This window comes from Flavobacterium sp. CBA20B-1 (assembly GCF_028473145.1).
Taxonomy (GTDB): domain Bacteria; phylum Bacteroidota; class Bacteroidia; order Flavobacteriales; family Flavobacteriaceae; genus Flavobacterium.
In genome coordinates this window covers 557930-583058 of the sequence record NZ_CP092370.1, presented here as the reverse complement: position 1 = coordinate 583058, position 25129 = coordinate 557930, and the positions used below count along the sequence as shown (strand labels likewise).

The 25129-nt window shown below is 34.2% G+C and carries 20 protein-coding genes; 18 read left to right on the top strand and 2 right to left on the bottom strand.

Annotated elements, in window-relative coordinates; translation table 11 throughout:
* Positions 1 to 2: 2 nt before the first annotated feature.
* Both MG290_RS02960 and MG290_RS02955 read right to left on the bottom strand, forming a co-directional pair.
* Positions 3 to 608: a trimeric intracellular cation channel family protein gene (locus MG290_RS02960; RefSeq protein ID WP_264562422.1), complete on the bottom strand. Its 606-nt coding sequence runs from the start codon at positions 606 to 608 to the stop codon at positions 3 to 5.
* Positions 608 to 1348: an RDD family protein gene (locus MG290_RS02955; RefSeq protein ID WP_264562421.1), complete on the bottom strand. Its 741-nt coding sequence runs from the start codon at positions 1346 to 1348 to the stop codon at positions 608 to 610. Before MG290_RS02955 ends, MG290_RS02960 begins: the two co-directional genes overlap by 1 nt.
* 19 nt (positions 1349 to 1367) lie before the next feature.
* On the opposite strand from MG290_RS02955, the gene MG290_RS02950 reads away from it, so the two are divergent.
* From MG290_RS02950 to MG290_RS02865, 18 genes are all read left to right on the top strand, one after another.
* Complete coding sequence (locus MG290_RS02950; RefSeq protein WP_264562420.1) at positions 1368 to 2336, top strand: stage II sporulation protein M; 969 nt, start codon at positions 1368 to 1370, stop codon at positions 2334 to 2336.
* A 4-nt stretch (positions 2337 to 2340) separates the two neighbouring features.
* Positions 2341 to 3291, top strand: coding sequence for a hypothetical protein (locus MG290_RS02945; protein WP_264562419.1), 951 nt, complete (start codon positions 2341 to 2343; stop codon positions 3289 to 3291).
* A complete protein-coding gene (locus tag MG290_RS02940) occupies positions 3284 to 4081 on the top strand; it encodes a hypothetical protein (protein WP_264562418.1) in 798 nt (265 codons plus the stop codon). The genes MG290_RS02945 and MG290_RS02940 overlap by 8 nt, the downstream gene beginning before the upstream one ends.
* Positions 4078 to 5286 carry a DUF4350 domain-containing protein gene (locus tag MG290_RS02935; RefSeq protein WP_264562417.1) on the top strand — a complete coding sequence of 403 codons (1209 nt, stop codon included), beginning with the start codon at positions 4078 to 4080 and terminating at the stop codon, positions 5284 to 5286. The genes MG290_RS02940 and MG290_RS02935 overlap by 4 nt, the downstream gene beginning before the upstream one ends.
* Positions 5258 to 6268, top strand: coding sequence for an AAA family ATPase (locus MG290_RS02930; protein WP_264562416.1), 1011 nt, complete (start codon positions 5258 to 5260; stop codon positions 6266 to 6268). The genes MG290_RS02935 and MG290_RS02930 overlap by 29 nt, the downstream gene beginning before the upstream one ends.
* 4 nt (positions 6269 to 6272) lie before the next feature.
* On the top strand, positions 6273 to 7595 hold the full coding sequence (locus MG290_RS02925; RefSeq protein WP_264562415.1) for a DUF58 domain-containing protein: 1323 nt from the start codon (positions 6273 to 6275) through the stop codon (positions 7593 to 7595).
* The gene (locus MG290_RS02920) at positions 7596 to 8393 is read left to right on the top strand and encodes a TrmH family RNA methyltransferase (protein WP_264562414.1); all 798 of its coding nucleotides are present in this window, start codon (positions 7596 to 7598) and stop codon (positions 8391 to 8393) included.
* A gap of 52 nt (positions 8394 to 8445) precedes the next feature.
* The gene (locus MG290_RS02915; protein WP_257499047.1) at positions 8446 to 9075 is read left to right on the top strand and encodes a porin family protein; all 630 of its coding nucleotides are present in this window, start codon (positions 8446 to 8448) and stop codon (positions 9073 to 9075) included.
* A 111-nt stretch (positions 9076 to 9186) separates the two neighbouring features.
* A complete protein-coding gene (locus MG290_RS02910) occupies positions 9187 to 11391 on the top strand; it encodes a RelA/SpoT family protein (RefSeq protein ID WP_257499048.1) in 2205 nt (734 codons plus the stop codon).
* 62 nt (positions 11392 to 11453) lie between these two features.
* Entirely contained in the window at positions 11454 to 11912 is a 459-nt protein-coding gene (locus tag MG290_RS02905; protein WP_257499049.1) for a Fur family transcriptional regulator, read from the top strand.
* 24 nt (positions 11913 to 11936) lie between these two features.
* The gene (locus MG290_RS02900) at positions 11937 to 13208 is read left to right on the top strand and encodes an adenylosuccinate synthase (protein WP_257499050.1); all 1272 of its coding nucleotides are present in this window, start codon (positions 11937 to 11939) and stop codon (positions 13206 to 13208) included.
* A gap of 101 nt (positions 13209 to 13309) precedes the next feature.
* Positions 13310 to 17284 carry an AAA domain-containing protein gene (locus MG290_RS02895; RefSeq protein ID WP_264562413.1) on the top strand — a complete coding sequence of 1325 codons (3975 nt, stop codon included), beginning with the start codon at positions 13310 to 13312 and terminating at the stop codon, positions 17282 to 17284.
* Positions 17285 to 17351: 67 nt separating this feature from the next.
* Positions 17352 to 19013, top strand: coding sequence for an OstA-like protein (locus MG290_RS02890; RefSeq protein ID WP_264562412.1), 1662 nt, complete (start codon positions 17352 to 17354; stop codon positions 19011 to 19013).
* The gene (locus tag MG290_RS02885) at positions 19014 to 20204 is read left to right on the top strand and encodes an aspartate aminotransferase family protein (RefSeq protein WP_264562411.1); all 1191 of its coding nucleotides are present in this window, start codon (positions 19014 to 19016) and stop codon (positions 20202 to 20204) included.
* 80 nt (positions 20205 to 20284) lie between these two features.
* Positions 20285 to 21682, top strand: a complete 1398-nt coding sequence (locus tag MG290_RS02880; RefSeq protein WP_264562410.1) for a tetratricopeptide repeat protein — start codon at positions 20285 to 20287, stop codon at positions 21680 to 21682.
* 169 nt (positions 21683 to 21851) lie between these two features.
* Positions 21852 to 22568, top strand: a complete 717-nt coding sequence (locus MG290_RS02875; protein WP_264562409.1) for a shikimate dehydrogenase family protein — start codon at positions 21852 to 21854, stop codon at positions 22566 to 22568.
* Between the two features lie 83 nt (positions 22569 to 22651).
* Positions 22652 to 24526 carry a DUF349 domain-containing protein gene (locus tag MG290_RS02870; protein ID WP_264562408.1) on the top strand — a complete coding sequence of 625 codons (1875 nt, stop codon included), beginning with the start codon at positions 22652 to 22654 and terminating at the stop codon, positions 24524 to 24526.
* The gene (locus tag MG290_RS02865; RefSeq protein ID WP_264562407.1) at positions 24516 to 25127 is read left to right on the top strand and encodes a C40 family peptidase; all 612 of its coding nucleotides are present in this window, start codon (positions 24516 to 24518) and stop codon (positions 25125 to 25127) included. Before MG290_RS02870 ends, MG290_RS02865 begins: the two co-directional genes overlap by 11 nt.
* Positions 25128 to 25129 lie beyond the last annotated feature (2 nt).

Here is a 25129-nt window from a genome sequence, read left to right as displayed (position 1 = left end):
TATTACTTAATTTCAATCTGTGGAAACGACCATTTATAGCGAACTGCAAAAATGCGGATTAAAATGATGGTTCCTGCGGTTGCCACATAAATTATATCATTATTTACTTTAAGGAAATCTAAAGCAAAAAACATAAAACCACCTGTAAGACAAGCCGTGGCATAAACTTCTTTTCTAAAAATAACGGGGATTTCATTACACAAAATATCGCGCGCAACTCCGCCAAAACAAGCTGTTACTGTGCCAAGCAAAATACAAACAATTGGGCTTAAATCAATCATCAAACCTTGTTCAATGCCTATAATTGTAAAAATACCAATTCCAATGGTATCAAACAAAAACAACGATGTTCTTAAAAAACTCAACCGATGACGAAACACCACCGAAAGTATCGTTGTTGCGGTAACTATATAAAACGTTTGTAAATTTAAAAGCCAAAAAACGGGCGTATTGCCAATAAGCAGATCTCGCAAGGTTCCACCGCCGATTGATGTGACCATTGCAATCACAAAAACACCAAAAAAATCTAATTTTTTTTCGATTCCTGCCAATGTTCCTGAAATGGCAAATGCGATTAATCCTAAAATATCTAATATGGTAAAAATCATTATTTACTGGTTAAATGATTAAAATCGTTGATAATGGTTTGAATGAATTGGTGTTGATTAAAATTTTGATTTTTTATGGTGGTCACTTCTTCAATTTTAGCAATCAATTTGGTAATCATTTCATAATCGTTTTGAATAATTGCTGTGTTGTATGCTTTTTTAATAATGTTCATATCATGATCAGACAATCGCAAAACGGTGGGAAAGGTCACCACATATTCATTGGATAAATCGTCTAAAAATCTATGGTTTAATTGCACATTCGATTTTAAACTAATCACAGTGGTATCGGTTACCATATCGCCTATTCGCTGGCTTTTTTTGCTAAAAATTATTCCTAAAATAGCGGGTAAACCCATAAAAATAAGTATATCTACTAAACGGCAAACCCATCTGCTGAAATAATCTGAAAAACGTGCTTGGTATCCTTCTAATTTTACAACTCTAATTTTCATCATCATTTTTCCTGGCGTTTGTCCGTTGGTCCAACTTTCAAAAAACAAGGTATAAAAAATAAAAGGTATAAACAGCACAAAATAAACCACGCCAGATTCCCAGGCATCCAATGAATTCAAAAATCTGTTTAAGTTTAACAAATCAATTATAAAATAGTAAATAGCTGATACGTAAGCTATTTTAATAACCATATCTATTGCAAAAGCTACAATTCGCTCGCCTAGCGAAGCCGGTTTAAAATTTATAGCAACATTTTGTGCTGTGTTGATCGTTATTTCGGTCATTATTTATATTTTAGCATTTATGAGAGAAATTGCTTTTATAAAACAAAATAAAGAAAAATGGTTAAATATTGAGCAACAATTAACCATAAAAAATAAAATTTCTGCTGATAATTGGTCTAATATGTATGTGCAACTGAGCAATGATTTGGCTTTTGCCCAAACTTATTTTCCAAAAAGCGATTTAACAGCTTATTTGAATAACCTTGCAAGCACTGTGCATCAAAAGGTTTATACCAATTACCGATACGAAAAAGGTGTTTTAAATGCGTTTTTTTTCTACGATGTACCATTAATCGCTTATAAATACAGAAAAGTAATGTATTTTGCATTGATTCTTTTTTTGGTATTTGTAACCATCGGAGCGGTTTCGGCAGCAGTTGATGAGCGATATGTGCGCTTAATTTTGGGCGATGCTTATGTGAACCAAACTTTAGAAAACATCTCTAAAGGCGATGCAATGGCTGTTTATAAAAGTTCTAGCAATTGGGGAAGTGCTTTTGGTATTACTATTAACAATTTGTATGTGGGTGTGCGCTGTTATATTTACGGTATTTTTCTGGGGTTAGGTACATTTTATATCATGGTTCAAAATGCCGTTATGCTAGGCAGTTTCCAATACTTTTTTTATGAAAAAGGAGTGTTTAGTGAAAGTATTCGCGGTATTTGGCTTCATGGCGCTATGGAAATCATGGCTATTGTTATTGAAGTTGCTGCGGGTTTCATGTTGGGAGCCAGTTTGCTTTTTCCCGGAACTTATACGCGTATGCAATCACTAAAAATTGGGTTTAAAAACAGCTTTAAATTGTTTATAAGTACCATGCCTTTTACTATTTTTGCAGGATTAATAGAAGGTTACATCACCCGATACGCCAAAGAAATGCCCAATGTTTTAAACTATTTGATCATTGGTAGCACGTTGGCTTTAATTACTTTTTATTATTTTATTTATCCAGTTTTAATTCACAAAAAAACACTTAAAAACCTATAATTTTATGTTTCAATTATTTAAAATACGTGATTTTGGATCGTATATTTCAGATAGCTTTACGTTCTTAAAATTGCAAGGAAAAAATTATTTTAAAAACTATTTAAAATTTGCCTTTCTTCCGCTGGTATTATTAATGGCTTCCATGTCGCTCATTGGTACGTTTTATTACCGATTAATTGCCACCTCGTTGGGCGATACAAGCGGCGAAACACTCAACAACAGTTTTGTAAACAACAATGCGGTGTTATTGGTGGTGGGGCTTATTGCTTTAGTGGTGGTTGGTTTGTATTTGGCACTTGTAAACTATTCCTACCCGGTTTATTATATGCAAATTTTATCCAAAAACAGCGAGCAGAAACCCGAACTGCGCTCCATTCGCGCCTTGTTTAAAGCAGATTTTAGCCGGTTATTACTTTTTGGTTTTCTAAGTTTAATCGTTTTTTCGCTTATTGGAATCATTGCCTTAATAATAGCAGGAATTTTAATGTTTGTAATCATCGGATTTTTTCTTTTCTTACTAATAATTCCGTTTTTTATAACTTGGTATTCGCTTACTTTGTATTTTTATATCGATAAAAAACAACCTTTCTTTGACGCTTTTAAACACGGTTTTTATACCATCACCAACAATTTTTGGAACATAGTAGGTGCCAGTTTGTGTATGTTGATTATTGTACAAGTTTTAGGAACTATTGTCACCATGATTCCTTATTTTATCATGATTTTTGGAGTAGTTTTTGGCATTCAAACCCAAGGTCCTGAAAATTACGATCCTTCCAATATGTCATTTGTTGGAATTTTAACCATTATTATATACTGTTTTTCGATATTGGTAAGCACCATTTTAAATCATTTATTATTGATACAAAACGGATTAGTATATTATTCAGAACGAGAAAAATTAGAGTACAACACCATGCACCAATCCATTGATGATATTGGAAAATATGAATAAATTCGTAGTTTTTTGTTTGATTTTTTTTAGTTTTTCTGGTTTTTCACAAACCGGAACAGCAGTCGATACGATGGATTATCAAGAAGTAATCGAAGAAGCATATTCCGATGAATCCGAAATAAATTTAGCAATCGATACCTTAAAAAATGCTTTAATACCGCTGAATAACGAAACAGTTACCGCAAAAAAATTACCCGAAAATTTCAAAGAAAACTATTCCGGTTCTGAATTTAATTACGACATTAACAAAGAAAACGGCTTTTTGACTCGTTTGAGCGAAATGTGGCGTAATTTTTTAGATTGGTTTTCAACCGATAGTGGTGGTTCGTCAATCGTTGTGGATGAAATTATAAATATTGTTTTATTTATTGGTATCACAATAGGTCTAGGTTTTTTGATTTATTATCTCAACCAAAAAGGATTTATCCGTCTATTTGCGAAAAAAGAAACCCAAATTATAAACGAAAAATTTATTGAAGAAAATATTGAACAAATCAATTTTGATGCATTGACCACCAAAGCAAAAACCGAAAACAACCTTCGGAAAGCAGTTCGATATTATTATTTATGGATGTTAAAAAATTGGTCGCAAAATGGCTTTATTGAATACGAACCCAATAAAACCACTAAGCAATATCTCAACGAAATTCAGAATCCTACCAACAAGGCTGCTTTTCAGTATGTGTCGTATATTTATGACAATATTTGGTATGGTTATCATGAAATTCAATCCAATGATTTTCAAAAAATCGAAGAACAATTTGTACAATTAATAAATAAACAATCATGAAAAGCGAATACATTAAATATGTGATGTACTTTTTATTGGCTGTATTGCTTGTAATATTTGTACAAATGTATTTTCCAAACCCTATCAATTGGAACCGAAATTTTAATACGAATAGCAAAGATCCTTATGGGTTGTATGTTTTTAATGAAGAATTACCACAGTTGCTTCCCAACCAAAATCTTACAAAAACAGCATTAACACCTTATGAATTTTTGTTGGAAAGTGAACAAATCCCTGCTGCCCAAACTACTTTTTTAATGGTTGAAGGCAATCGGTTTATTGACCATTCTTCGATTGAAAAACTGCTAGAACAGGTAAAAAATGGTGCCGATTTAATTATTACTGCCGAAAGTTTTTATCAGGGAAGAAAAGCATTTTTAGACACTTTAAACATTCGTTCACACGAAATTAAAACCAACAATCTGCATTTTGTTTCCACACAAACACCAAACAAAGATACATTAGTTTTAAAAGATACATACAGCACCATTTTCACCATAAAAGATGCAGAAAAACATCAAGTTATTGCAAAAATGAACAGTAATCCCGTGTTTTTGTCTTCAAAATTTGGAAAAGGAACGGTTTATATCTGCTCCACTCCTATTTTGCTCACCAATTATTATTTGTTGCACAAAGATGAAAATACTGCAAGCTTTGCCGAAAATTTTACCTCTTTTTTGAAGAAAAAAAATGTAATTTGGTTCGATCAAAATCATCAATCAAATGAGCTGGCAAACAATGAATCTATTTTTAAAGTTATTCTAAAAAATAAAAGTTGGCGTTTTGGCTGGTACACGCTTGTGTGTGGATTGATTTTGTTTTTAATCTTCTACGGAAAGCGTAAACAACGCATTGTGCCAATCATTGAACCCGTGAAAAACACTACCGTTGAATATATTGAAACCGTGGGTAATTTATATTTCCAAGAAAACGACCACACCCAATTATTACAAAAGAAAATTCAGCATGCTTTGTATTTTATAAGAACAGAATGGAACATTTCAACCCAAACTATCAATCAAGAATTCAAAGAAAAATTAAAGCAAAAATCAATGGCTGCAGACAGCGATATAAATCAGTTTGTAACTTTTGTACAACAATTTAATTTATCCTATAAATACACTCAAAAACAGTTAATTCAGTTTACAAAACTATTAGAAAAACTAAATATTCATTATGGAAAATCAAGAAATGAACTCAAGTAACGAAACCAACGAAATACAATTCAACAGCCGTATTCCTTTAAACGATTTAAAAGAACAAATAAACGCAATAAAAACCGAGCTGCACAAGGTGATTGTGGGCCAGCATGAGTTAATTGATTTACTTTTAGTGGCACTTATTTCAAACGGTCATGTGCTTATTGAAGGTGTGCCCGGCTTGGCAAAAACCTTAACAGCCAAATTGCTTGCCAAGACCGTACAAACCAATTTTTCGCGCATACAATTTACGCCCGATTTAATGCCTTCTGATATTTTAGGAACATCGGTTTTTAACAATCAAACCAATCATTTTGAGTTTAAAAAAGGACCTGTTTTTTCAAATTTTATTTTGATTGATGAAATAAATCGTTCGCCTGCCAAAACCCAAGCTGCTTTGTTTGAAGTGATGGAAGAACGTCAAATTACCATTGATGGATCTACCTATCAAATGCAAGAACCTTTTTTGGTGTTGGCTACTCAAAACCCCATTGAGCAAGAAGGAACGTATGCCCTACCGGAAGCACAATTGGATCGTTTTTTAATGAAAATCACAATAGATTACCCTACATTGGAACAAGAAATTGAACTATTGCAATTGGAGCAAGCCAATGAAAAAGTTGATAAAACAAGCTTGTTAAAACCTGTGGTGAACGCCCAACAATTAATCGATTTTCAAAAATTGGCTCAAAAAGTAATGATTGAACCTCATTTGATTCAGTTTATTGCTCAAATTGTAAACAACACCCGCAGCCACAGTTTTTTGTATTTAGGCGCTTCGCCAAGGGCTTCTATTGCAATTTTAAATGCAAGTAAATCGTTTGCTTTGATAAACGGTCGCGATTTTGTAACGCCAGACGATATTAAATACGTGGCTTATTACGTGTTGAATCACCGTTTAATTTTAGCTCCAGAACGCGAAATGGAAGGAATTACCATTAAAGATGTGGTGAAACAAATTGTTGACACGGTTGAAATTCCCCGATAATTAAATGAAATCTATATTTCTAAATACACGTTTTTATTTGGTATTACTTGCAGTAATTACCGCTTTTTCCGTGGGATATTTTCTGCCCTTTTTCTACTATTTTGCTATTGGTTTATTAGTTGTTTTAACAATCACTTTAGCCATAGAATTGTTTTTATTGTTTCATATAAAAAACGGAATCACAGCAGAACGGATAATTACCGAGCGATTGTCTAATGGCGATACCAACGATATTCAATTGCAGGTTAAAAACAAGTATCCTTTTGCTGTTTCTCTGCAAATTATAGACGAGGTGCCGTTTCAGTTTCAAAATCGAGATTTTCTTATAACTACAAAAATTTCCAAACAATCCTCCAAACAATTAAACTATCAATTAGTTCCAAAAGAACGCGGTTTATATGAATTTGGAGCTATTAATATTTATGCATCTTACGGAACCAAACTGCTAGGTAAACGCTTTAAAGAAGCTGTAAATCAAAACATTGCGGTTTATCCTAGTTTTTTAAATCTTAGAAAATATGAGCTGTTGGCATCAAAAACAGCTTTGTTGCCAAACGGTATCAAACGCACCCGAAAAATAGGTCAATCGTCTGAATTTGAACAGATAAAAGACTATGTTATGGGCGATGATTTACGGCATATCAATTGGAAAGCTTCTGCAAAAAAACAACATTTAATGGTGAATCATTATCAAGAAGAAAAAGCGCAAAATGTGTATCTTTTGATTGATAAAGGCAGAACCATGAAAATGCCTTTCGACGGCATGTCGCTGTTAGATTATTCCATAAATGCCGCTTTAATGCTAGCAAATATCTCTGTGAAACGACAAGACAAAGCAGGTTTATGGACTTTTGAAAAGAAAACCGATGTGTTTTTGAAAGCCGATAATAAAATGTTGCAAGTGCGCAAAATTGTTGATGCATTGTATCATATTTCCACCGATTTTAAAGAGTCGAACTATCAATATGTGTTAACAGATAGTTTAAAGAAAATTCAAAAACGCAGTTTGCTGATTCTTTTCACCAATTTTGAAACCTTAGACGCTGTAAAAAGACAATTGCCCTATTTACGTGCCTTAGCAAAGAAACACGTGTTGCTAACCATTATTTTTGAAAATACCTTGTTGCACTCAGTAAGCGCTAAAAAAGCACAAACCACGAAAGATATTTACATACAAACCATTGCCTCAAAGTTTGTGCACGAAAAGCAACTCATTATTCAAGAATTACAAATGCACGGCATAAAAACCATTTACACAAAACCAAAGGATTTGTCGGTAAACTTGTTAAACAAATATCTAGAAATTAAACAGCAAGAAATTATTTAAATGAAACAAATTACCAGCATACACAATCAATTGGTGAAAGACATTTTGCAGCTGCAAGAAAAAAGTAAAACCCGCAAAAAAACACAACTTTTTGTGATTGAAGGCAAGCGCGAAATCGAAATTGCTTTAAAAAATGCTTATAAAATAGATCAGCTGCTCATTTGCTTTGATTTGTTTAACGAAACACAATTTCTCGATTTCAAGAAAATGTTTACCAATGAAACACAATTTATTGAACTATCGAAAGAAGTATATCAAAAAATAGCATATAGAGAAAGTACAGAAGGTGTAATTGCCATTGCACAAGCAAAAACGCACACATTGCAAGATTTACAATTGCCTAAAAATCCGTTGATTGTGGTTTTGGAATCATTAGAAAAACCCGGAAACTTAGGCGCTGTTCTTCGCACAGCCGATGCCGCCAAAATAGATGCCGTGCTAATTGCCGACCCAAAAACCGATGTGTACAATCCAAATATCGTGCGTTCTAGTGTGGGTGCTTTGTTTAGCAATCAAATCGCAGTGGGTACATCAACCCAGATTATTAGTTTTTTGAAAGATAAAAACATTGCCCTTTTTAGTGCTATTTTGCAGGAAGCAGTGCCATATTACAGTGTTGATTTTAGCCAACCTTCAGCCATCATAATGGGAACCGAAGCTACTGGGTTATCGCAAGAATGGCGCAAACAAGCAACAGCAAATATCATTATTCCCATGCAAGGACAAATTGATTCAATGAACGTTTCTGTGGCTGCGGCTGTATTAATTTTCGAAGCAAAAAGACAAAGAAATCAATAAAAGCTACAAATATTTAAAATTTTAGTTATATTTATAAAAAATTTTAGACTTTATGAAAAAAACAATCTTAAAAGCATTTTTTGCATTAAGCTGCATAGGTTTTTCAGCACAAGCACAGGTAATACATAAAAACGAACGCTATGTAAAAAGCTACAATTGGAAAGTTGGAGCAAGTTACAATATGATGGATTTTAACTTTAACCACACCGATTTACCAGAAGGTGCCAGCATGATTTCAGGGGGTATTCCTGCAAAAGTAATGATTGGTTACGAGTTTGCACCAAATTTTTCCGTTGAAGCAGATTTTTCAATGAACGAAATGGAGAAAGACAATGTGATGAACGGTATGGTTGTAAACGAAAACATCTCTATTGTATCGTTTAACGGTTCATTAGCTTATAGTTTAGGTGGTTTATTCAATATTCCAATTGCCGACCCTTATATTAAAGCAGGTGTTGGTCATTTGCGTTTAAACGAAACCGATTTAACAATGGCTAGCGCCGGTGGTGGTATTAATTTCTGGATTGCCGATATTCCCGCTACAAAAAGTTCCCGTTATCACCACGATAAATTTTATCGAAGATTAGGTATTAATGTAGAAGCAATGGGTAGAAGCAATATTTCAACCAAAGGTCAAGGCTCACACGCACAGTATTCAGCAGGTGTTTTCTATGTATTTTAGTAGATCATTCTCGTAAAAATATAAGAAAGGAGCATTTTGCTCCTTTTTTTGTTTAAAATAGTATAGCAATAACAGATTTTTTATATATTTAGTGAAGAAAATGGGCATTTTATGACACAAGAAGAAATTGAAAAAGAGAACAAAGAAATCGCACGCGAGTACAAAGAACTTTTAAGCATTAGTTATCAAACACTTAACGATGAAGACAAAAAGCTTATTCGCAAAGCATTTGATGTTGCTGTTGAAGCGCACAAAGACCAAAGAAGAAAATCGGGCGAAGCATACATCTTCCACCCTATTGCTGTTGCAAAAATTGTAGCATCAGAAATTGGTTTGGGTCCCACTTCTATCGCTGCTGCATTAATGCATGATGTGGTAGAAGATACCGATATAACGGTAGAAGATATAGAGCGCATGTTCAATCCTAAAATCGCTAAGATTGTGGAAGGATTAACCAAGATTTCGCGCATGGAACCCGATCCCGACATCTCGCTTCAAGCAGAAAACTACCGCAAAATGTTGCTCACGCTTAACGATGACGTGCGGGTAATTCTTATTAAAGTAGCCGATCGTTTGCACAATATGCAAACCATGGAATCGATGGCACCTTATAAACAAGCAAAAATTGCTTCGGAGACCTTGTATATCTATGCACCGCTTGCACACCGTTTGGGATTGTTCAATATAAAATCAAAATTAGAAGATTTGGGTTTAAAATATACCGAACCCGATGTGTATGACGATATTTTAAGCAAAACCAAAGAAAGCAGTGAAGAACAAGCTGCTTATATTAAAAGTATTACATCGGTATTGAACGAGGCATTAGAAAAAGAAGATATTTCGTTTACAATGAAAGGTCGTCCCAAATCGATTTATTCCATCCGAAGAAAAATGAAAGCGCAAGGGGTAACTTTTGATCAAGTATATGACAAGTTTGCCATTCGCATCATTTATAAATCAGCTCCAGCAGATGAAAAGTTTATTGCATGGAAAATTTATTCTATTGTAACCGATCATTACAGACCATCGCCCAGCAGATTGCGCGATTGGATTTCTTCGCCAAAATCAACCGGCTATGAAGCACTCCACATCACTGTGATGGGTCCAAAAGGACGTTGGGTGGAAGTACAAATCCGCAGCGAGCGTATGGATGAAATTGCAGAAAAAGGATATGCCGCACATTACAAATACAAACAAGGGGTTACCGAAGAAAACAGTTTAGATAAATGGTTGAATTTATTAAAAGAAGCTTTAGAAAACTCCGAAGCAAACGCTGTGGACTTCGTAGAAGATTTTAAACTGAATTTATACGCCAAAGAAATTTATATTTTCACCCCAAAAGGCGAAATAAAATCATTGCCAAAAGGAGCTACTGCCTTGGATTTTGCCTTTAGCATCCACACCGATATTGGCATTAAAACACGCGGAACAAAAGTAAATGGAAAATTAGTACCTTTAAACTACGAGTTAAATTCGGGCGATCAGGTAGAAATCATTACATCGGCAAACCAAAAACCAAGTGTGCATTGGTTAGAATTTGTTACCACAGCACGTGCCAAAAACAAAATTAAAAATGCATTAAACGAAGATGTTAAACATGTTGCCGAAGAAGGAAGAGAAATTTTAGCACGCAAATTAAAACATCTAAAAATAAATCTCGACGAAAAAGTGGTCAATGAACTGGTAAACTTTTTTAAACTAAAAACCAGTCAGGATTTGTTCTATAAAGTAGGAACAGGAAAAATAGAAAACCCGCATTTAAAAGAGTTTGCCAGCCATAAAAACAGCAATGCTTTCTTAAACTTCTTTAAAAAATCGATACGAAAAGAAGTAAACGAGGTGAAACCCGAAGCTAAACTCGATTTAATTGTTTTTGGTAAAGACGATGAAAAACTTGATTATAAATTGGCAAGTTGCTGCAACCCCATTCCGGGCGATCAAGTTTTTGGATTTGTAACCATCAACGAAGGCATCAAAGTACATAAAATAGATTGTCCGAATGCATTAAGCATGCGCTCTAATTATGCGTATAGAATTCTTCCTGCCAAATGGATTGATTCTTCTGCACAAGAGTTCAACGCATCTTTAATGATAAAAGGTATTGATGGATTAGGATTAACCAATGAATTAACACGCGTTATATCCAACCAAATGAACGTTAACATACAAAGTATTTCGTTAAGTTCAAACGCAGGAATTTTCACCGGACAAATCACAGTAATCGTACCAAACAAAAGCGTTCTTAACAAATTGATAGACAACATTCAGAACATAGACGGCGTTGAAAAAATCACGAGAATCATAGGAAGTGCTTAATTTTAAATATTTATTTTTAGTATCGGCAATAAACAATTATATTTGTGCTGTTAAAGACAACCATGGAAGAAAATAAAAATCAAGACATTGTTAAAAGCGTTTTTACTAAGTATTTAGAAGAAAAAGGGCACCGAAAAACCCCTGAACGCTATGCTATTCTTCAGGAAATTTATGAAAGCGAAGAACATTTCGATATTGAATCGCTTTACATTAAAATGAAAAACAAAAATTATCGTGTAAGCAGAGCCACACTCTACAACACGATTGAATTGTTATTGGAATGCGGTTTGGTGCGCCGCCATCAATTTGGGCAAAACCAATCGCATTACGAAAAATCGTATTTTGATAAACAACACGACCACATTATCCTAACCGATACTGGGGAAGTTATTGAATTTTGCGATCCACGTATCCAAAGCATTAAACAAACGATTGAAGAAATTTTTAACATTCAAATTCAAAATCATTCTTTATACTTCTACGGAACCAAAAAAGAAAATAACAGCACAACAAATAATTAAAAACAGACTAACATACCAAACATCATGACAGTAGATTTGTTACTTGGCCTTCAATGGGGAGATGAGGGAAAAGGAAAAATTGTAGACGTTCTTACTTCAAAATACGATATCATTGCTCGTTTTCAAGGAGGTCCAAACGCAGGACACACTTTAGAATTCGATGGAATTAAACATGTTTTAAGAACCATTCCTTCTGGAATTTTCCATAAAAATTCAATAAATATTATCGGAAACGGCGTAGTAATGGATCCGGTTGTGTTTCAAAAAGAAATCGAAGGTTTACAAAAATTTGATATTGATGTGCAATCACGCCTATTAATTTCGCGTAAAGCTCACTTAATTCTACCAACCCATCGCTTGATCGATGCCGCTTCTGAAACAGCAAAAGGCAAAGCAAAAATTGGTTCTACCTTAAAAGGAATCGGACCAACTTATATGGATAAAACCGGAAGAAATGGCTTGCGAATTGGCGATATTGAATTGGCAGATTTTAAAGAACGATACAATGCATTGGCTGAAAAACACATTGAAATGATAAAATTCTACAATGTTGATTTACAGTACAATTTAGCAGAAATGGAAGAAGAGTTTTTCACAGCTATTGAAGAATTAAAAAAACTTACTTTTATCGATTCTGAGTTTTATCTAAACAACGCTTTAAAAGAAGGAAAATCTATTTTAGCCGAAGGTGCACAAGGATCTTTACTAGACATTGATTTTGGTACTTATCCATTTGTAACTTCTTCAACCACAACTGCTGCTGGCGCTTGTACTGGTTTAGGAATTGCACCCAACAAGGTGAAAGATGTATTTGGTATTTTTAAAGCATACACCACCCGCGTTGGTTCAGGGCCATTCCCTACCGAATTGTTTGATACAATTGGAGAAACAATGGCAAAAGTGGGCAATGAATTTGGATCAGTAACCGGACGTGCACGTCGCTGTGGTTGGTTAGATTTAGTTGCTTTAAAATATGCAGTTGAAGTGAACGGTGTTACCGCATTATATATGATGAAAGGCGATGTTTTATCTGGTTTCGATACATTGAAAATCTGCACAGCATATACTTATAAAGGTAAAGAAATTGATCATTTGCCCTATAATATCGAAGCAGAAAATGTGCAACCTGTATATGTAGAGAAAAAAGGTTGGAAACAAGATTTAACCGGCTTAACAAATTATACCGATTTGCCTGAAGAATTAAAAGAATACATCACATTTATTGAAGAATATGTAGGTGTGCCGATAAAAGTTGTTTCTGTTGGTCCTGACCGCAAGCAAACAATAATGAAATAATTTTCAACCAAAAAAAAAGTCCTGCAAACGAAAGAATGCAGGATTTTTTTTGAAAGATAAAAATTTATCCTACTTTTACTGCGAAACATATTAAAAATACTATGAATAGTTTTACTGCCGATGTTTTTCAGGCATTTCAAAACAAATTAAAAGTGGGTAACCGCCGTGGTGTGCACTTAAATGCCATTCCCGGAAACTCTAGATATAAATTCGATTTGGCGCGATTGGCTGAAATATATCCAAGCTTGCCCGAACGCTTTATTTTAGATTTGTTGACCTTGAAAAATATGAATTTTTCTTTTTCAATTCATGACAAAGCAACTAGCGACCAAAATGTGGAACTTGTTGAATTGGAAGAAGAAGTCATTGCGCAAGAAGTAGATCCAACAGATGCAGCAGCAGAACGCGAAAAAAACTTACTAAAAATTGCCAATAGTTTTGAAAATTTAATTTTTCAAAGCGAAGCTATTGAGTCTGAAAAAGGAATCAACACCTTTGGTTTCGGCTTTCCAATTTTGATTCGGAAAGATCAAAACGATGGGCAAATCACGGCAGCTCCGCTATTTATTTGGTCGGTAAAGGCTAAGCAATCATCGGAAATGAACACTTGGAAAATAAGTCGTACCGAAGAAGACCCGATTTATTTAAACGAAGTGCTTATCAACCATTTGCAAAATGATTCCGGCATTAGCCTAAACCCTATTCCGCCTGAAATGCTCGAAGACGGAAAGTTAGACAAACCCGAAATTTTTGCTATCTGTACCGAGATTCTTCAAAAACTTAAAATGGATCAAAACATTGATTTTTTGTTGAATAACTATGAGCGCATTCCTTTGCTAAAAACCAAAGCGGCATACGACAAAAAATTAGAAAAACGCGGCGATGCGGTAATCGAAAAATGTGGTATTTTTTCACTTTTTGAAGTGCAAAAGCAAAATATTATTAACGATTACGAAAGCTTAATCACCGATTTTAAACCCCAAGAAGTAACGAATGAAAATAAAATTTTTCAATCAATTACTTCCATAGAAACCGATCCCTCACAACAACAAATTTTAGAATCGCTAAAAAATCAATCCAAAATTGTAATCCAAGGACCACCAGGAACTGGAAAAAGCCAAACCTTAACTGCAGTGCTGATCAATGCTTTAGAAAACAAACATCGCACGATTGTAGTTTGTGAAAAACAAACTGCTCTAGAAGTTTTGTATAATGCATTGCAAGAAAAAGGCTTGGGAAAATACTGCATCATGATTAAAGACAGTCTTTCGGACCGCCGATTGGTGGTCGATGCGGTACGCAACACTATTGATCAACCCGATTTTAAAAAAGCAAGCGAATTGCATTGGCAAGAATTTTTGAATAGAGAGGTGGTAGCAATTGACAAACTCAAGGAAAAACTGAACACTATTCATCATACACTGAACGTGCAATTGATTGACAACAGAAATTGGACCGAAATTATTGGAACCATTTTATCGTTAAAATCTGTACAAGAACCAGTAGATTTAAATCTGATTCCGTGCAGTTTTACCACCGATGAATTTCAGCAGTTACTTTATCTATTTTCAAACGGGCAACCCCTTTATGAAAAATTTAAACCGTTTAGCACTTCGTTTTTTTATAACGACCAAATGCTTTTGACCGATCATTTTTTCGCTATTCAAAATAAAATAAACGAAGCATTTGCGCACTATAAAAAACAATTTGCTGCAATTGAACAGCAAGCGGCTGCATTTGAACATTTTTATTATGGTAAACGAAAAACCGATTTCACCAAAAACAGTGAGCAATTAACCAATTATATCAATGAAACCGAATTGCTTACAAGTACTTTTGCCGATACAGCAGATATTTATGACCCTGAGAAAACCAATGGCTTTTTCTATAAATTGCTGGCGATTGTGTCTTCTAAAAAGAAAAAAGCAATAAAAGCACAAAAACGACTAATTGAACTCGGGCATTTAATTAAAACCATTACCCAACACGATGATTTTGATGCTATTGAGATTTCTGCCGATTTATTGAAAAACAAACAAGAGATTCTTGCTTATAAAGATAAATTAGCCACATTAAAAATACATTTTACAGAAAAGATAACCACAGATTTTGCTGCAATTGATGTTTTAAATTACTACGACAGCAATTTCACTACCGATGTGTTTAATGAATTGGTAAACAATATTTTACAGTTGAAAAAGCAAATCATTAGTGATGCGTGGTTGGCAAATACCGATTTTGGAACGACCTATTTTTCCTTCAAAGAAAAAATTACGGCAAGTTTTGAAACCTTTGACAATTACAGCTCCAATATTGAAAATCCTTTATTGGCAGGACATGAATGGTTTCATTTTTACAGCACTCTCTCGCCTTTTCAGCAGCAATGTGTGGCAGTGCTTTATGATGTTTCTAATTGGGAACAGTCTTTTTTATATGCTTATTTCGATAAATTATTAAAAGAAAAATCGAAACGTATTTTGCAAGTTAGCGAGAAAAACTACCAAGATCTTTCAAAGAAAATTGAAAACTTTTCATCGATACAAAAAAATTTCATTCAGAATTTCTGGAGCGATGCACAAAAAAATGCCGTAAAAGAGTTTGAACTAAAAAACAAAGATTTAACCGTAGCGAATTTATACAACAAACGTAAAAGCACCAATCACAACCGTTTGTCGTTAAGGCAAATTACGTTTAAAGACACCGATTTGTTCACCGCTTTTTTCCCTGTAATTTTAACTACGCCCGATGTGTGCTGTAACTTGTTTCAAGGTAAAAATTTTTATTTTGACAATGTGGTTTTTGACGAAGCATCGCAGTTAAAATTAGAAGACAATCTGCCAGCGTTGCTCAAAGGAAAAAACATCATTGTGGCGGGTGATGAGCACCAAATGCCTCCTTCAAATTATTTTAGTAAAGTTTTTGACGGCAGCGTGGAAGACGAAGATGATGTGGAAGACGAAAAAGTGCTTACATTTAAAAATGCACTTTTAAACATTGAATCGCTATTAGATTTTGCTTTAGAAAACAATTTTGAAAAAAATCATTTAGATTTTCATTATCGATCCAAACATCCGCATTTAATTGATTTTTCAAATCATGCGTTTTACAATTCACGCTTGCGACCACTTCCAGCTTCAAAAAATGAAAAACCCATTGAGTTTTATGAAGTGGGTGGCACATTTCACGAACATATCAATGAAGAAGAAGCAGAAAAAGTACTGGAAATTTTAGAGGAAATTCAACCCAAAGCAAACGGTTTGTATCCATCGGTTGGAATTGCAACGTTTAATATCACTCAGCGAAATTTCATCCGCAGAAAAATCTTGCAAAAAATGAATGCACCAGAAAACAGTGCTTTTGCAGACAAAATGAATGCATTAGAAAAAGCGGGGTTCTTTATAAAAAATTTAGAGAATATTCAAGGAGATGAACGCGATGTAATCATTATATCAACCACTTACGGCAAGAAAAAAGACGGTAGATTTGTGCAAAGTTTTGGTCCTGTAAATCACACCAAAGGATACAAATTGCTCAATGTGATTGTGACCCGAGCAAAGGAAAAAATCTACATTTGTAATTCTATTCCTTCCGAATTTTACAGCAATTACAAAGATTTTTTAGCACAAGAAGGCGCCAATAACCGCCGCGCTGTTTTTTATACCTATTTAGCTTATTGCAAAGCTGTTAGCGAGGAAAACGAAACAGCCAGAAAAGATATTTTGGCAGAATTAGAAAAATACGGCAACAAACACTCTGAAATTCACCAAAAACCAGAAAACGAGTTTAAAAAACAAATTTTTCAATTAATTTCGGAAAATTATCCAACTGTAAAAGCAACTTTAAATTACGATTTTGGTGGTTATGCAATTGATATACTTTTACAGCCCGAAAACAAACCAGCTGTTGCAATTGAATGTATGAGCAAAGAAATTTATCAAGAAAACTTGGCTTATTTGGAAGATATGCACAAAGAGAAAATCCTTAAAAAATCAGGTTATGAATACGTTCGTATTTGGAGTCACAATTGCTGGCAAAACTTGGATGCCGAATTTAAAAAGTTAGCTCGTTTTTTATAAAATCCATTAACAAAAGTTTAGTGAAGATATCGCTTAAAATGCGTAATTTTGAAAAAAATAATCTCAATTGAAAAACGTTTTTTTAAACCTACTTTTTATTTTGGTTTGCAGCCTGTCATTGCATGCACAAACAACCGAAACAAGTGGTAAAATTATACGACTGTTGGCAGCCGATTTTACCGATGTGAACGAATATGAAGTTCCCGGTGCCAAAATTCTTACAGGTAATGTTCAAATGCAACACGACAGTATGTATATTTACTGCAATAAAGCCTATTTTTTTGAAAAAGAAAATTACGCAAAACTGTTTGGAAATGTACGAATTGTTCAAGACGACACTTTGCAATTGAACAGCAAATATGCCGAATATAATGGTATGCAAAAAATTGCGTATGCTTCGGGAAATGTAGTAATGACTTCGCCAGATTCGTCTTTAAAATCAGAAAAAGTATATTACGACCGAAACACGGGAATTGCCTATTACAACGATCACGCAACCATTACCAACAAACAAAATACCTTAAAATCGAAAACCGGAAAATACTACACACGGGAATTAAAATATGAGTTTAGAACGCAAGTAGTGATTACCAATCCTGAAAATGTGGTAAAATCGAACCATTTAGACTATTACGAAGATTCGGGTCATGCCTATTTGTTTGGTCCTTCCACGATTGATAATAAAGGAAATCATATCTACACCGAAAATGGTTTTTACGACACCCGATTAAACGAAGGAAAAATGATTGAAAAATCGTTTATTCTTTATGACAACAAGCGTATTGAAGCTGATGAAATGTTTTATGATGAAAAACGTTCGTATGCCAAAGGAATCAATAATGTAAAAGTTACCGATACTATTAACAATACTGTTGCAACAAGCCATTTTGCTGAAGTTTTTCGGGCAAACGATTCACTTTACATGACTAAAAAACCCCTCATAACCTATTATACGCCAAAAGATACCACCTATTTTCATGCAAAAAATTTACAAATTGTGGGACCTGATAAACAACGTGTGATAAAAGGTTATCCCAATGCACATATGTATCGCACACCCGACATGAGCGGAAAAGCAGATTCATTGCATTACGATCAAAAAATTGGACTTTTGCAATTAATTCGAAAACCTGTCTTATTCAATGGTGAAAGTCAGTTAACTGGCGATGTGATTCATTTGATAAACAATGTGCAAACCGAAAAATTAGATTCCTTAAAAGTACTAAACAACGCCTTTGTGATTCAGAAAGATACCTTAGGATCAGGCTATAACCAGGCCAAAGGAATTAATATGTATGGAAAATTTATCGATGATAAAATTCGGCAGATTGATTTGGTTCAAAATGCAGAAATGATTTATTATGTATATGATGAGCAAGTTTTGAAAGGAATTGATAAAGGCATTTGTAGCAAAATTGTTTTAGAATTAGAAGAAAACAAAATCACAACTGCCACCCGAATGATTAATCCAGAAGGAACCACTTACCCACCCGAGCAATTTCCAGAGAATGCCCGAAAATTAGCAGGTTTTAATTGGCGGGGCGATGAACGAATGTACAGCGTAGATGCACTCTTTAGCGAGGAAGAATTGAAGCACGACGATAAAGCCGAGCAAGAAATTAAACAGAACGAAAAAATAAGCGAAAAACCTATGGAAATTCAAGAAAAAACCTTGAATTTTAAGCGAAAAGCAAAAGCACCAAATGTGATTAAAAACCGAAAGGAATAAATGAAGCAAGATTTTTTTAAGTACCAAGCACAAACTACTGAGCATCCGCTAGCACTAGAAATTAGCAGTGCCAAAGGCAGTTACATTTATACCACCGATGGCAAAAAACATTTAGATTTTGTTGCCGGTGTATCGGCTTGCACCTTAGGACATCAGCATCCGCGTGTGGTTCAAGCAATAAAAAACCAAGTAGATCATTATTTACATGTGATGGTTTATGGCGAATACATTCAAAAACCTGCAGTTGATTTTTGCAAACTGTTAGCAGCACAGCTTCCCGCATCGCTCAACAAAACCTATTTGGTCAATTCAGGAACCGAAGCTATTGAAGGCGCGTTAAAATTGGCAAAACGTGCCACTGGCAGAACACAGATTATATCGTGCAACAATGCCTATCACGGCAATACACAAGGTGCGATGAGTATCTTGGGGAACGAAGAACGCAAAAGAGCTTTCCGCCCGCTGTTGCCCCATGTAGATTTCATCACCTTTAATAACGAAGTCGATTTAAAACAAATCACCAACCAAACGGCTGCGGTGGTTTTAGAAACCATTCAAGGAAGCGCCGGATTCATCACTCCAGAAAATAATTATTTAGTAAAGGTGCGAAAACGCTGTGACGAAACCGGAACTTTACTAATTTTAGACGAAATTCAACCGGGATTTGGTAGAACAGGCAAACTGTTTGGTTTTCAAAACTATAACATCATACCCGACATTGTAGTTATGGGCAAAGGAATGGGCGGCGGCATGCCCGTTGGTGCATTCACAGCCAATGAAAAACTTATGGATTTATTGGCAAGCGATCCTAAATGTGGGCATATTACCACTTTTGGCGGACACCCTGTCATTGCGGCAGCCTGCTTGGCTACGCTGCAAGAGTTGCTTGAAACCGATTTAATGGCAAAAACTTTAGTGAAAGAACAATTGTTCCGAAGCTTATTAAAACACCCACTAATCACTGAAATTCACGGAAAAGGATTAATGTTGGCACCCATGACACCCTCTGAAGAAATCACCAATCGCGTAATTTTAAAATGCAAAGACAAAGGTTTGGTATTATTTTGGTTGATGTTTGAAGGGAAAGCCATCCGCATCACACCGCCGTTAACCATTTCTGAAGAAGAAATTAAAGAAGGTTGTGCGTTGCTATTGGATGCGTTAAACGAAGTTCAAGCCGAATTTTGTTAATTAAAATGTTAATAATATAGTTTTTAAAAGCAAAAAAACTGCATAAAATGAACTATATTTAATAAAAAGAAAGGTCGATTATGTTTACAAACGACGAAGAAGATTTTTTTAGAATGTCTATTTCAAAATTCGAGAATATGCTTAAAACAAATAAAGTTTGTTTTTTCGATTCAGAAGAATTTGAAAACATTATACTGCACTATTTAGATTCAGGGAAAGTAAACCTTTCTAAAAAGGCACTAAAGCTGGGTTTGGAGCAACACCCCAACTCTATCGGACTGAAATTGGTTCAAGTAGAGCTTTTGGTTTTTGAAGATAAATTAGACAAAGCCGAAAAACTGCTTAACGAGATACAAGCTATTGATCCGCGAAATGATGAAGTGTATATTCAACGAGCAACCATTTTTTCAAAACAAGGTAGCCATCAAAAGGCCATTGAGTGTTTAAACATTGCTTTGCAATATACAGATGATTTTGCCGATGTGTATTCGCTTTTGGGAATGGAATATTTATATATCGATGAAATTGTGCAGGCAAAAGACGCCTTTATAAAATGCTTGGAACACGATGTGGAAGACCAAACAGCACTTTATAATGTGGTGTATTGTTACGATTTTTTAGACAACAACAAAGAAGCCATTGAGTTCTTAGAAGAATTCATAGACCACAGCCCTTATTCAGAAGTTGCTTGGCATCAATTAGGACGCCAATTCTATATCACAAAAGATTATAGAAAAGCCATTGAAGCTTTTGATTTTGCTTGTATTATCGATGAAAAATTTACAGGCGCTTATATTGAAAAAGGTAAAGCTTATGAAAAATTGAAAATGTATCAACAAGCAATTAACTGCTACAAAGATGTATTGCAAATTGAAGATCCATCATCGTATGTATATCGCAGAATTGGCGCTTGTTATGAGCAACTAAAGAATTTAGATAAAGCATTAAAATATTATTTGAAATCGGTACATGAAGATCCTTTAATGGATAAATCGTGGATTGCTATTGCAGATTTATACCTGAAAAAAAACGATTTTAAAAAAGCCTTACAATTTGTAAATAAAGCATTGGGAATCGATGAGCACAATTATTTGTATTGGCGCCGATTTGCAATCATTAATAAAGATTTATTGTTTTTGGAAGAAGCCGAATTGGGTTTTAGAAAAGCAATTGAACACGGCGATGCCTTTTTAGACACGTGGCTTTTTTGGAGCGATACTTTGCGATTGCTAGAAAATAATAACGATGCTATACAAAAATTACTAAAAGCACGCGATATTTTTAATGACGAATACGAAATTGAATATCGTTTGGTGGGTTTATATATGTTGACAGATCAAACCGAAAAAGCATTGTATCATTTAACCAATGCATTGGCATTAAATTATAAAAACCGAACATTGTTACAAGATCTTTTTCCAACGGTTTGGGAACATGAGCAAGTACAAGCTTATATTCAAAATTTTAATCAAGAATAATATTCATTTTTTAAATTCCTGCAAGGTCTGTTTTCAAACCTTGTAGGTATTTAAAAAACTTCTATGGATAAAATAATAAGACCATTTTTCGTCTATATAAATTCTCAGAAGCATTACAATTAACTCTACAATATAAAAATTACTTGGTTTACTTTTTTAACTAATTTCTATGAAAACATACGGCTTAATAGGCAAAAACATCAGCTATTCTTTTTCGAGAAATTACTTCAACAATAAGTTTAACAAAGAAAGTATTTTAAACACGCAATACATTAATTTTGATATAGATAACTTATCAGAGTTAAATCTTTTATTTAAAGATAAATATCAAGGCTTTAATGTTACCATTCCTTACAAAGAAGCAATCATTCCGTATTTAGATGAGCTAGATATACATGCGGAGAAAATAGGTGCCGTTAACACCATAAAAATCGAAAACGAAAAAAAAATTGGTTACAATACAGATTGGATCGGCTTTAAAAAATCAATAGCAACTTTATTAGAAGTACATCATACGAAAGCATTAATTTTAGGAACAGGCGGTGCAAGCAAAGCAGTAATTTACGCTTTAGAACAATTGCAAATTGAAACATTATTAGTATCGAGAAGCGGAAAAACAACTTACAACGATTTATCGGAAGATATCATACAGAATCACAAAATTATTATCAACTGTACGCCTTTGGGTACTTTTCCAAATACCGAAACCGCTCCGAAAATTCCTTATAAATTATTAACAAACAACCATTTAGCTTACGATTTAGTGTACAATCCGGCGGAAACATTATTTCTAAAAAATTGTAAAAAACAAGGTGCAACCATAAAAAATGGATGGGAAATGCTGCAAATTCAAGCAGAAGAAGCTTGGAAAATTTGGAACAGTTGATTGTTTTTTCAAAAAGTATTTGTTAATTATAATTAATTATTTATCTTTCAAAAATAATTTTGTTAAACTTAAACATTAGAAAAATGTTAGAAGAAAAGAATGATAACCTGCATGAAGCAGACGGATTTACAACTGAAAATGAATCAAATACCATTGTGGATCAAATCAATTCTACCAATGCAGAAGACGGCGAAACGTCATCAATCAACGAAAATAACGATATTCCTTTACTGGATTACGATGAATTATCGTTAGAAGCATTGAACGAGCAATTGGATCTTTTGCTAAAAAACGAAAAGGTAACTGCCATTCGCGAGCATGTAGAAACTATAAAACGTAGTTTCTTACAGAAATATCATGATGTGATCGATGAAAAAAGAACACTTTTCTTAGAAGAAAACCCAGATGCTTATGCTTCCGATTTTCAGTATGATTTGCCGGCAAAAAATCATTTCGATTCTTTATACAGCCACTACCGCGACCAACGCAACAAACATTTTAAATCGATACAAGATCAATTAAAGAAAAATTTGGCAGAACGCAACCAAATTATCGAAGAATTAAAAGATTTAGTAGAAAACACCGATAACTATAATGCTGCTTTAAAAGATATTAATCAGTTGCGTGAACGTTGGCGCAATGCGGGTTCTATTCCCAAAGACAATTATAACCACGTTTGGAATAATTTCCATTTTCATTTGGAACGTTTTTACGATCAATTGCACATGGACCGTGAGGCACGTGATTTAGATTTTAAAAACAATTTAGAACAAAAACAAAAATTAATAGAACGTGCTTCGTTGTTAATTCATGAAAAAGACATTCGAAAAGCTTTTAGAGAATTGCAGACTTTGCACCGCGTTTGGAAAGAAGAAATTGGACCGGTAGCAAAAGAATACCGCGAAGAAATCTGGCATAATTTCAGCAACATCACAAAAGAATTGCACAATAAACGAGAAATGTTGCAAAATGAAATTCGCCAACGTGAAGAACAAAATTTAGAACAAAAAAAGGAATTAATAGCTGCTATTGAACAAATTGCGACTAAATCGTTCCACTCACACAACGATTGGCAAAACGGCATTAAAGAAATCGAAGAATTGCGAACAAAATTCTTTAATACTGGTAGAGTTCCTGCTGAACAAAGTGAAGAAACTTGGACCGCTTTCAAAAATGCCACACGCAATTTTAATGTTTTAAAAAATAATTTTTATAAAGACATTAAGAAAGAACAGCAAGACAATCTTGCTAAAAAACAAGCATTGGTGGAACAAGCAAAAGCTTTGAATGAAAGTTCTGATTTTGAAACGGTTACTCCTTTGATGAAAAAAATACAAGAAGAATGGAAACACATTGGGCATGTGCCAAGAAAGTTTTCAGATAGCTTGTGGAAAGAATTTAAACAAACCTGTAATGCGTACTTTGATCGTTTGCATGCCGAACGCAGCAAGGAGATAGAAGCAGAAATGGAAAATTTTCACAAGAAAAAAGAATATTTAGAAAGTTTAAAAGATTTTCAGTTGACAGGCGATCACAAAACCGATTTAGACGGTATTAAAGCCCATATTGAAAACTGGAAAAGTTTAGGAGTGGTACCACAAACCCGAAGACATATTGAAGGCAAATTCAATAAAATTTTAGACGCTTTGTTTGACAAACTTAGTCTTTCTAAAAAAGAAGCGGAATTGGTGAAATTCAACAATAAAATTGAGCATTTAATTGAAAACAACGACAACCGCCGCTTGCAAAACGAAACCATTTTTGTGCAACGAAAGATAGAAGAAATTCGTTCGGAAATTTTTCAGTTAGAAAACAATGTGCAATTTATTTCAAATGCAAAAGCAGATAATCCTCTGGTAAAAGAAATCAATAAAAACATTGACCGCCACAAAGATGAATTGAATCTTTGGAAAGAGAAGTTGGATCAATTAAAAAACATCCCTAAAAATGATGAATAACATACAAAACCGGAGCATTCCGGTTTTTTTCATATCAAAATACATCTTAATTTGTTTTTTAACGATGGCTGCCTTTTCCTGCAAATCAAAAACAGATTGGCGCGATAAATACAACCAAGAAAAAAACAATAAAAAAGAAGTTGTAAAAACCAATAAAACTGTTTCAAAACCCGCTAGTTTAGAAGAAATTAGCACATTGTTAGACGTTAGCACGAGTAGTTTAAAAAACAAAAGTCTGTATCAATTTATTATTGATTGGTACGGCACGCCTTATCAATTTGGTGGTATTTCCAAAAGAGGAGTCGATTGTTCGGGTTTCACCAATTTGTTGTATAAAGAAGTGTATAATCTACAACTTCCAAGAGTTTCAAAGGATATTGCTGCAAATGTGAAACGAAAATACACCAAAGATTTAAAAGAAGGCGATTTAGTGTTCTTCTCGTTTGGAAACACGGGCGTTGTAAACCATGTAGGAATTTATTTACAAAACAACATGTTTGTGCATGCTTCTACATCGAAAGGAGTTATTATTTCGAACCTAACAGCACCTTATTACGGAAATTTTTTGATAAAATGTGGTTCGTATCAGCAATATGACTAGCA

Coding starts and splice junctions, on each gene's coding strand:
- MG290_RS02875 (WP_264562409.1), top strand. CDS start 21,852: ATGAAAACATACGGCTTAATAGGCAAAAACATCAGCTATTCTTTTTCG.
- MG290_RS02885 (WP_264562411.1), top strand. CDS start 19,014: ATGAAGCAAGATTTTTTTAAGTACCAAGCACAAACTACTGAGCATCCG.
- MG290_RS02945 (WP_264562419.1), top strand. CDS start 2,341: ATGTTTCAATTATTTAAAATACGTGATTTTGGATCGTATATTTCAGAT.
- MG290_RS02940 (WP_264562418.1), top strand. CDS start 3,284: ATGAATAAATTCGTAGTTTTTTGTTTGATTTTTTTTAGTTTTTCTGGT.
- MG290_RS02880 (WP_264562410.1), top strand. CDS start 20,285: ATGTTTACAAACGACGAAGAAGATTTTTTTAGAATGTCTATTTCAAAA.
- MG290_RS02950 (WP_264562420.1), top strand. CDS start 1,368: ATGAGAGAAATTGCTTTTATAAAACAAAATAAAGAAAAATGGTTAAAT.
- MG290_RS02920 (WP_264562414.1), top strand. CDS start 7,596: ATGAAACAAATTACCAGCATACACAATCAATTGGTGAAAGACATTTTG.
- MG290_RS02865 (WP_264562407.1), top strand. CDS start 24,516: ATGATGAATAACATACAAAACCGGAGCATTCCGGTTTTTTTCATATCA.
- MG290_RS02925 (WP_264562415.1), top strand. CDS start 6,273: ATGAAATCTATATTTCTAAATACACGTTTTTATTTGGTATTACTTGCA.
- MG290_RS02895 (WP_264562413.1), top strand. CDS start 13,310: ATGAATAGTTTTACTGCCGATGTTTTTCAGGCATTTCAAAACAAATTA.
- MG290_RS02915 (WP_257499047.1), top strand. CDS start 8,446: ATGAAAAAAACAATCTTAAAAGCATTTTTTGCATTAAGCTGCATAGGT.
- MG290_RS02910 (WP_257499048.1), top strand. CDS start 9,187: ATGACACAAGAAGAAATTGAAAAAGAGAACAAAGAAATCGCACGCGAG.
- MG290_RS02870 (WP_264562408.1), top strand. CDS start 22,652: ATGTTAGAAGAAAAGAATGATAACCTGCATGAAGCAGACGGATTTACA.
- MG290_RS02960 (WP_264562422.1), bottom strand. CDS start 608: ATGATTTTTACCATATTAGATATTTTAGGATTAATCGCATTTGCCATT.
- MG290_RS02955 (WP_264562421.1), bottom strand. CDS start 1,348: ATGACCGAAATAACGATCAACACAGCACAAAATGTTGCTATAAATTTT.
- MG290_RS02905 (WP_257499049.1), top strand. CDS start 11,454: ATGGAAGAAAATAAAAATCAAGACATTGTTAAAAGCGTTTTTACTAAG.
- MG290_RS02900 (WP_257499050.1), top strand. CDS start 11,937: ATGACAGTAGATTTGTTACTTGGCCTTCAATGGGGAGATGAGGGAAAA.
- MG290_RS02930 (WP_264562416.1), top strand. CDS start 5,258: ATGGAAAATCAAGAAATGAACTCAAGTAACGAAACCAACGAAATACAA.
- MG290_RS02935 (WP_264562417.1), top strand. CDS start 4,078: ATGAAAAGCGAATACATTAAATATGTGATGTACTTTTTATTGGCTGTA.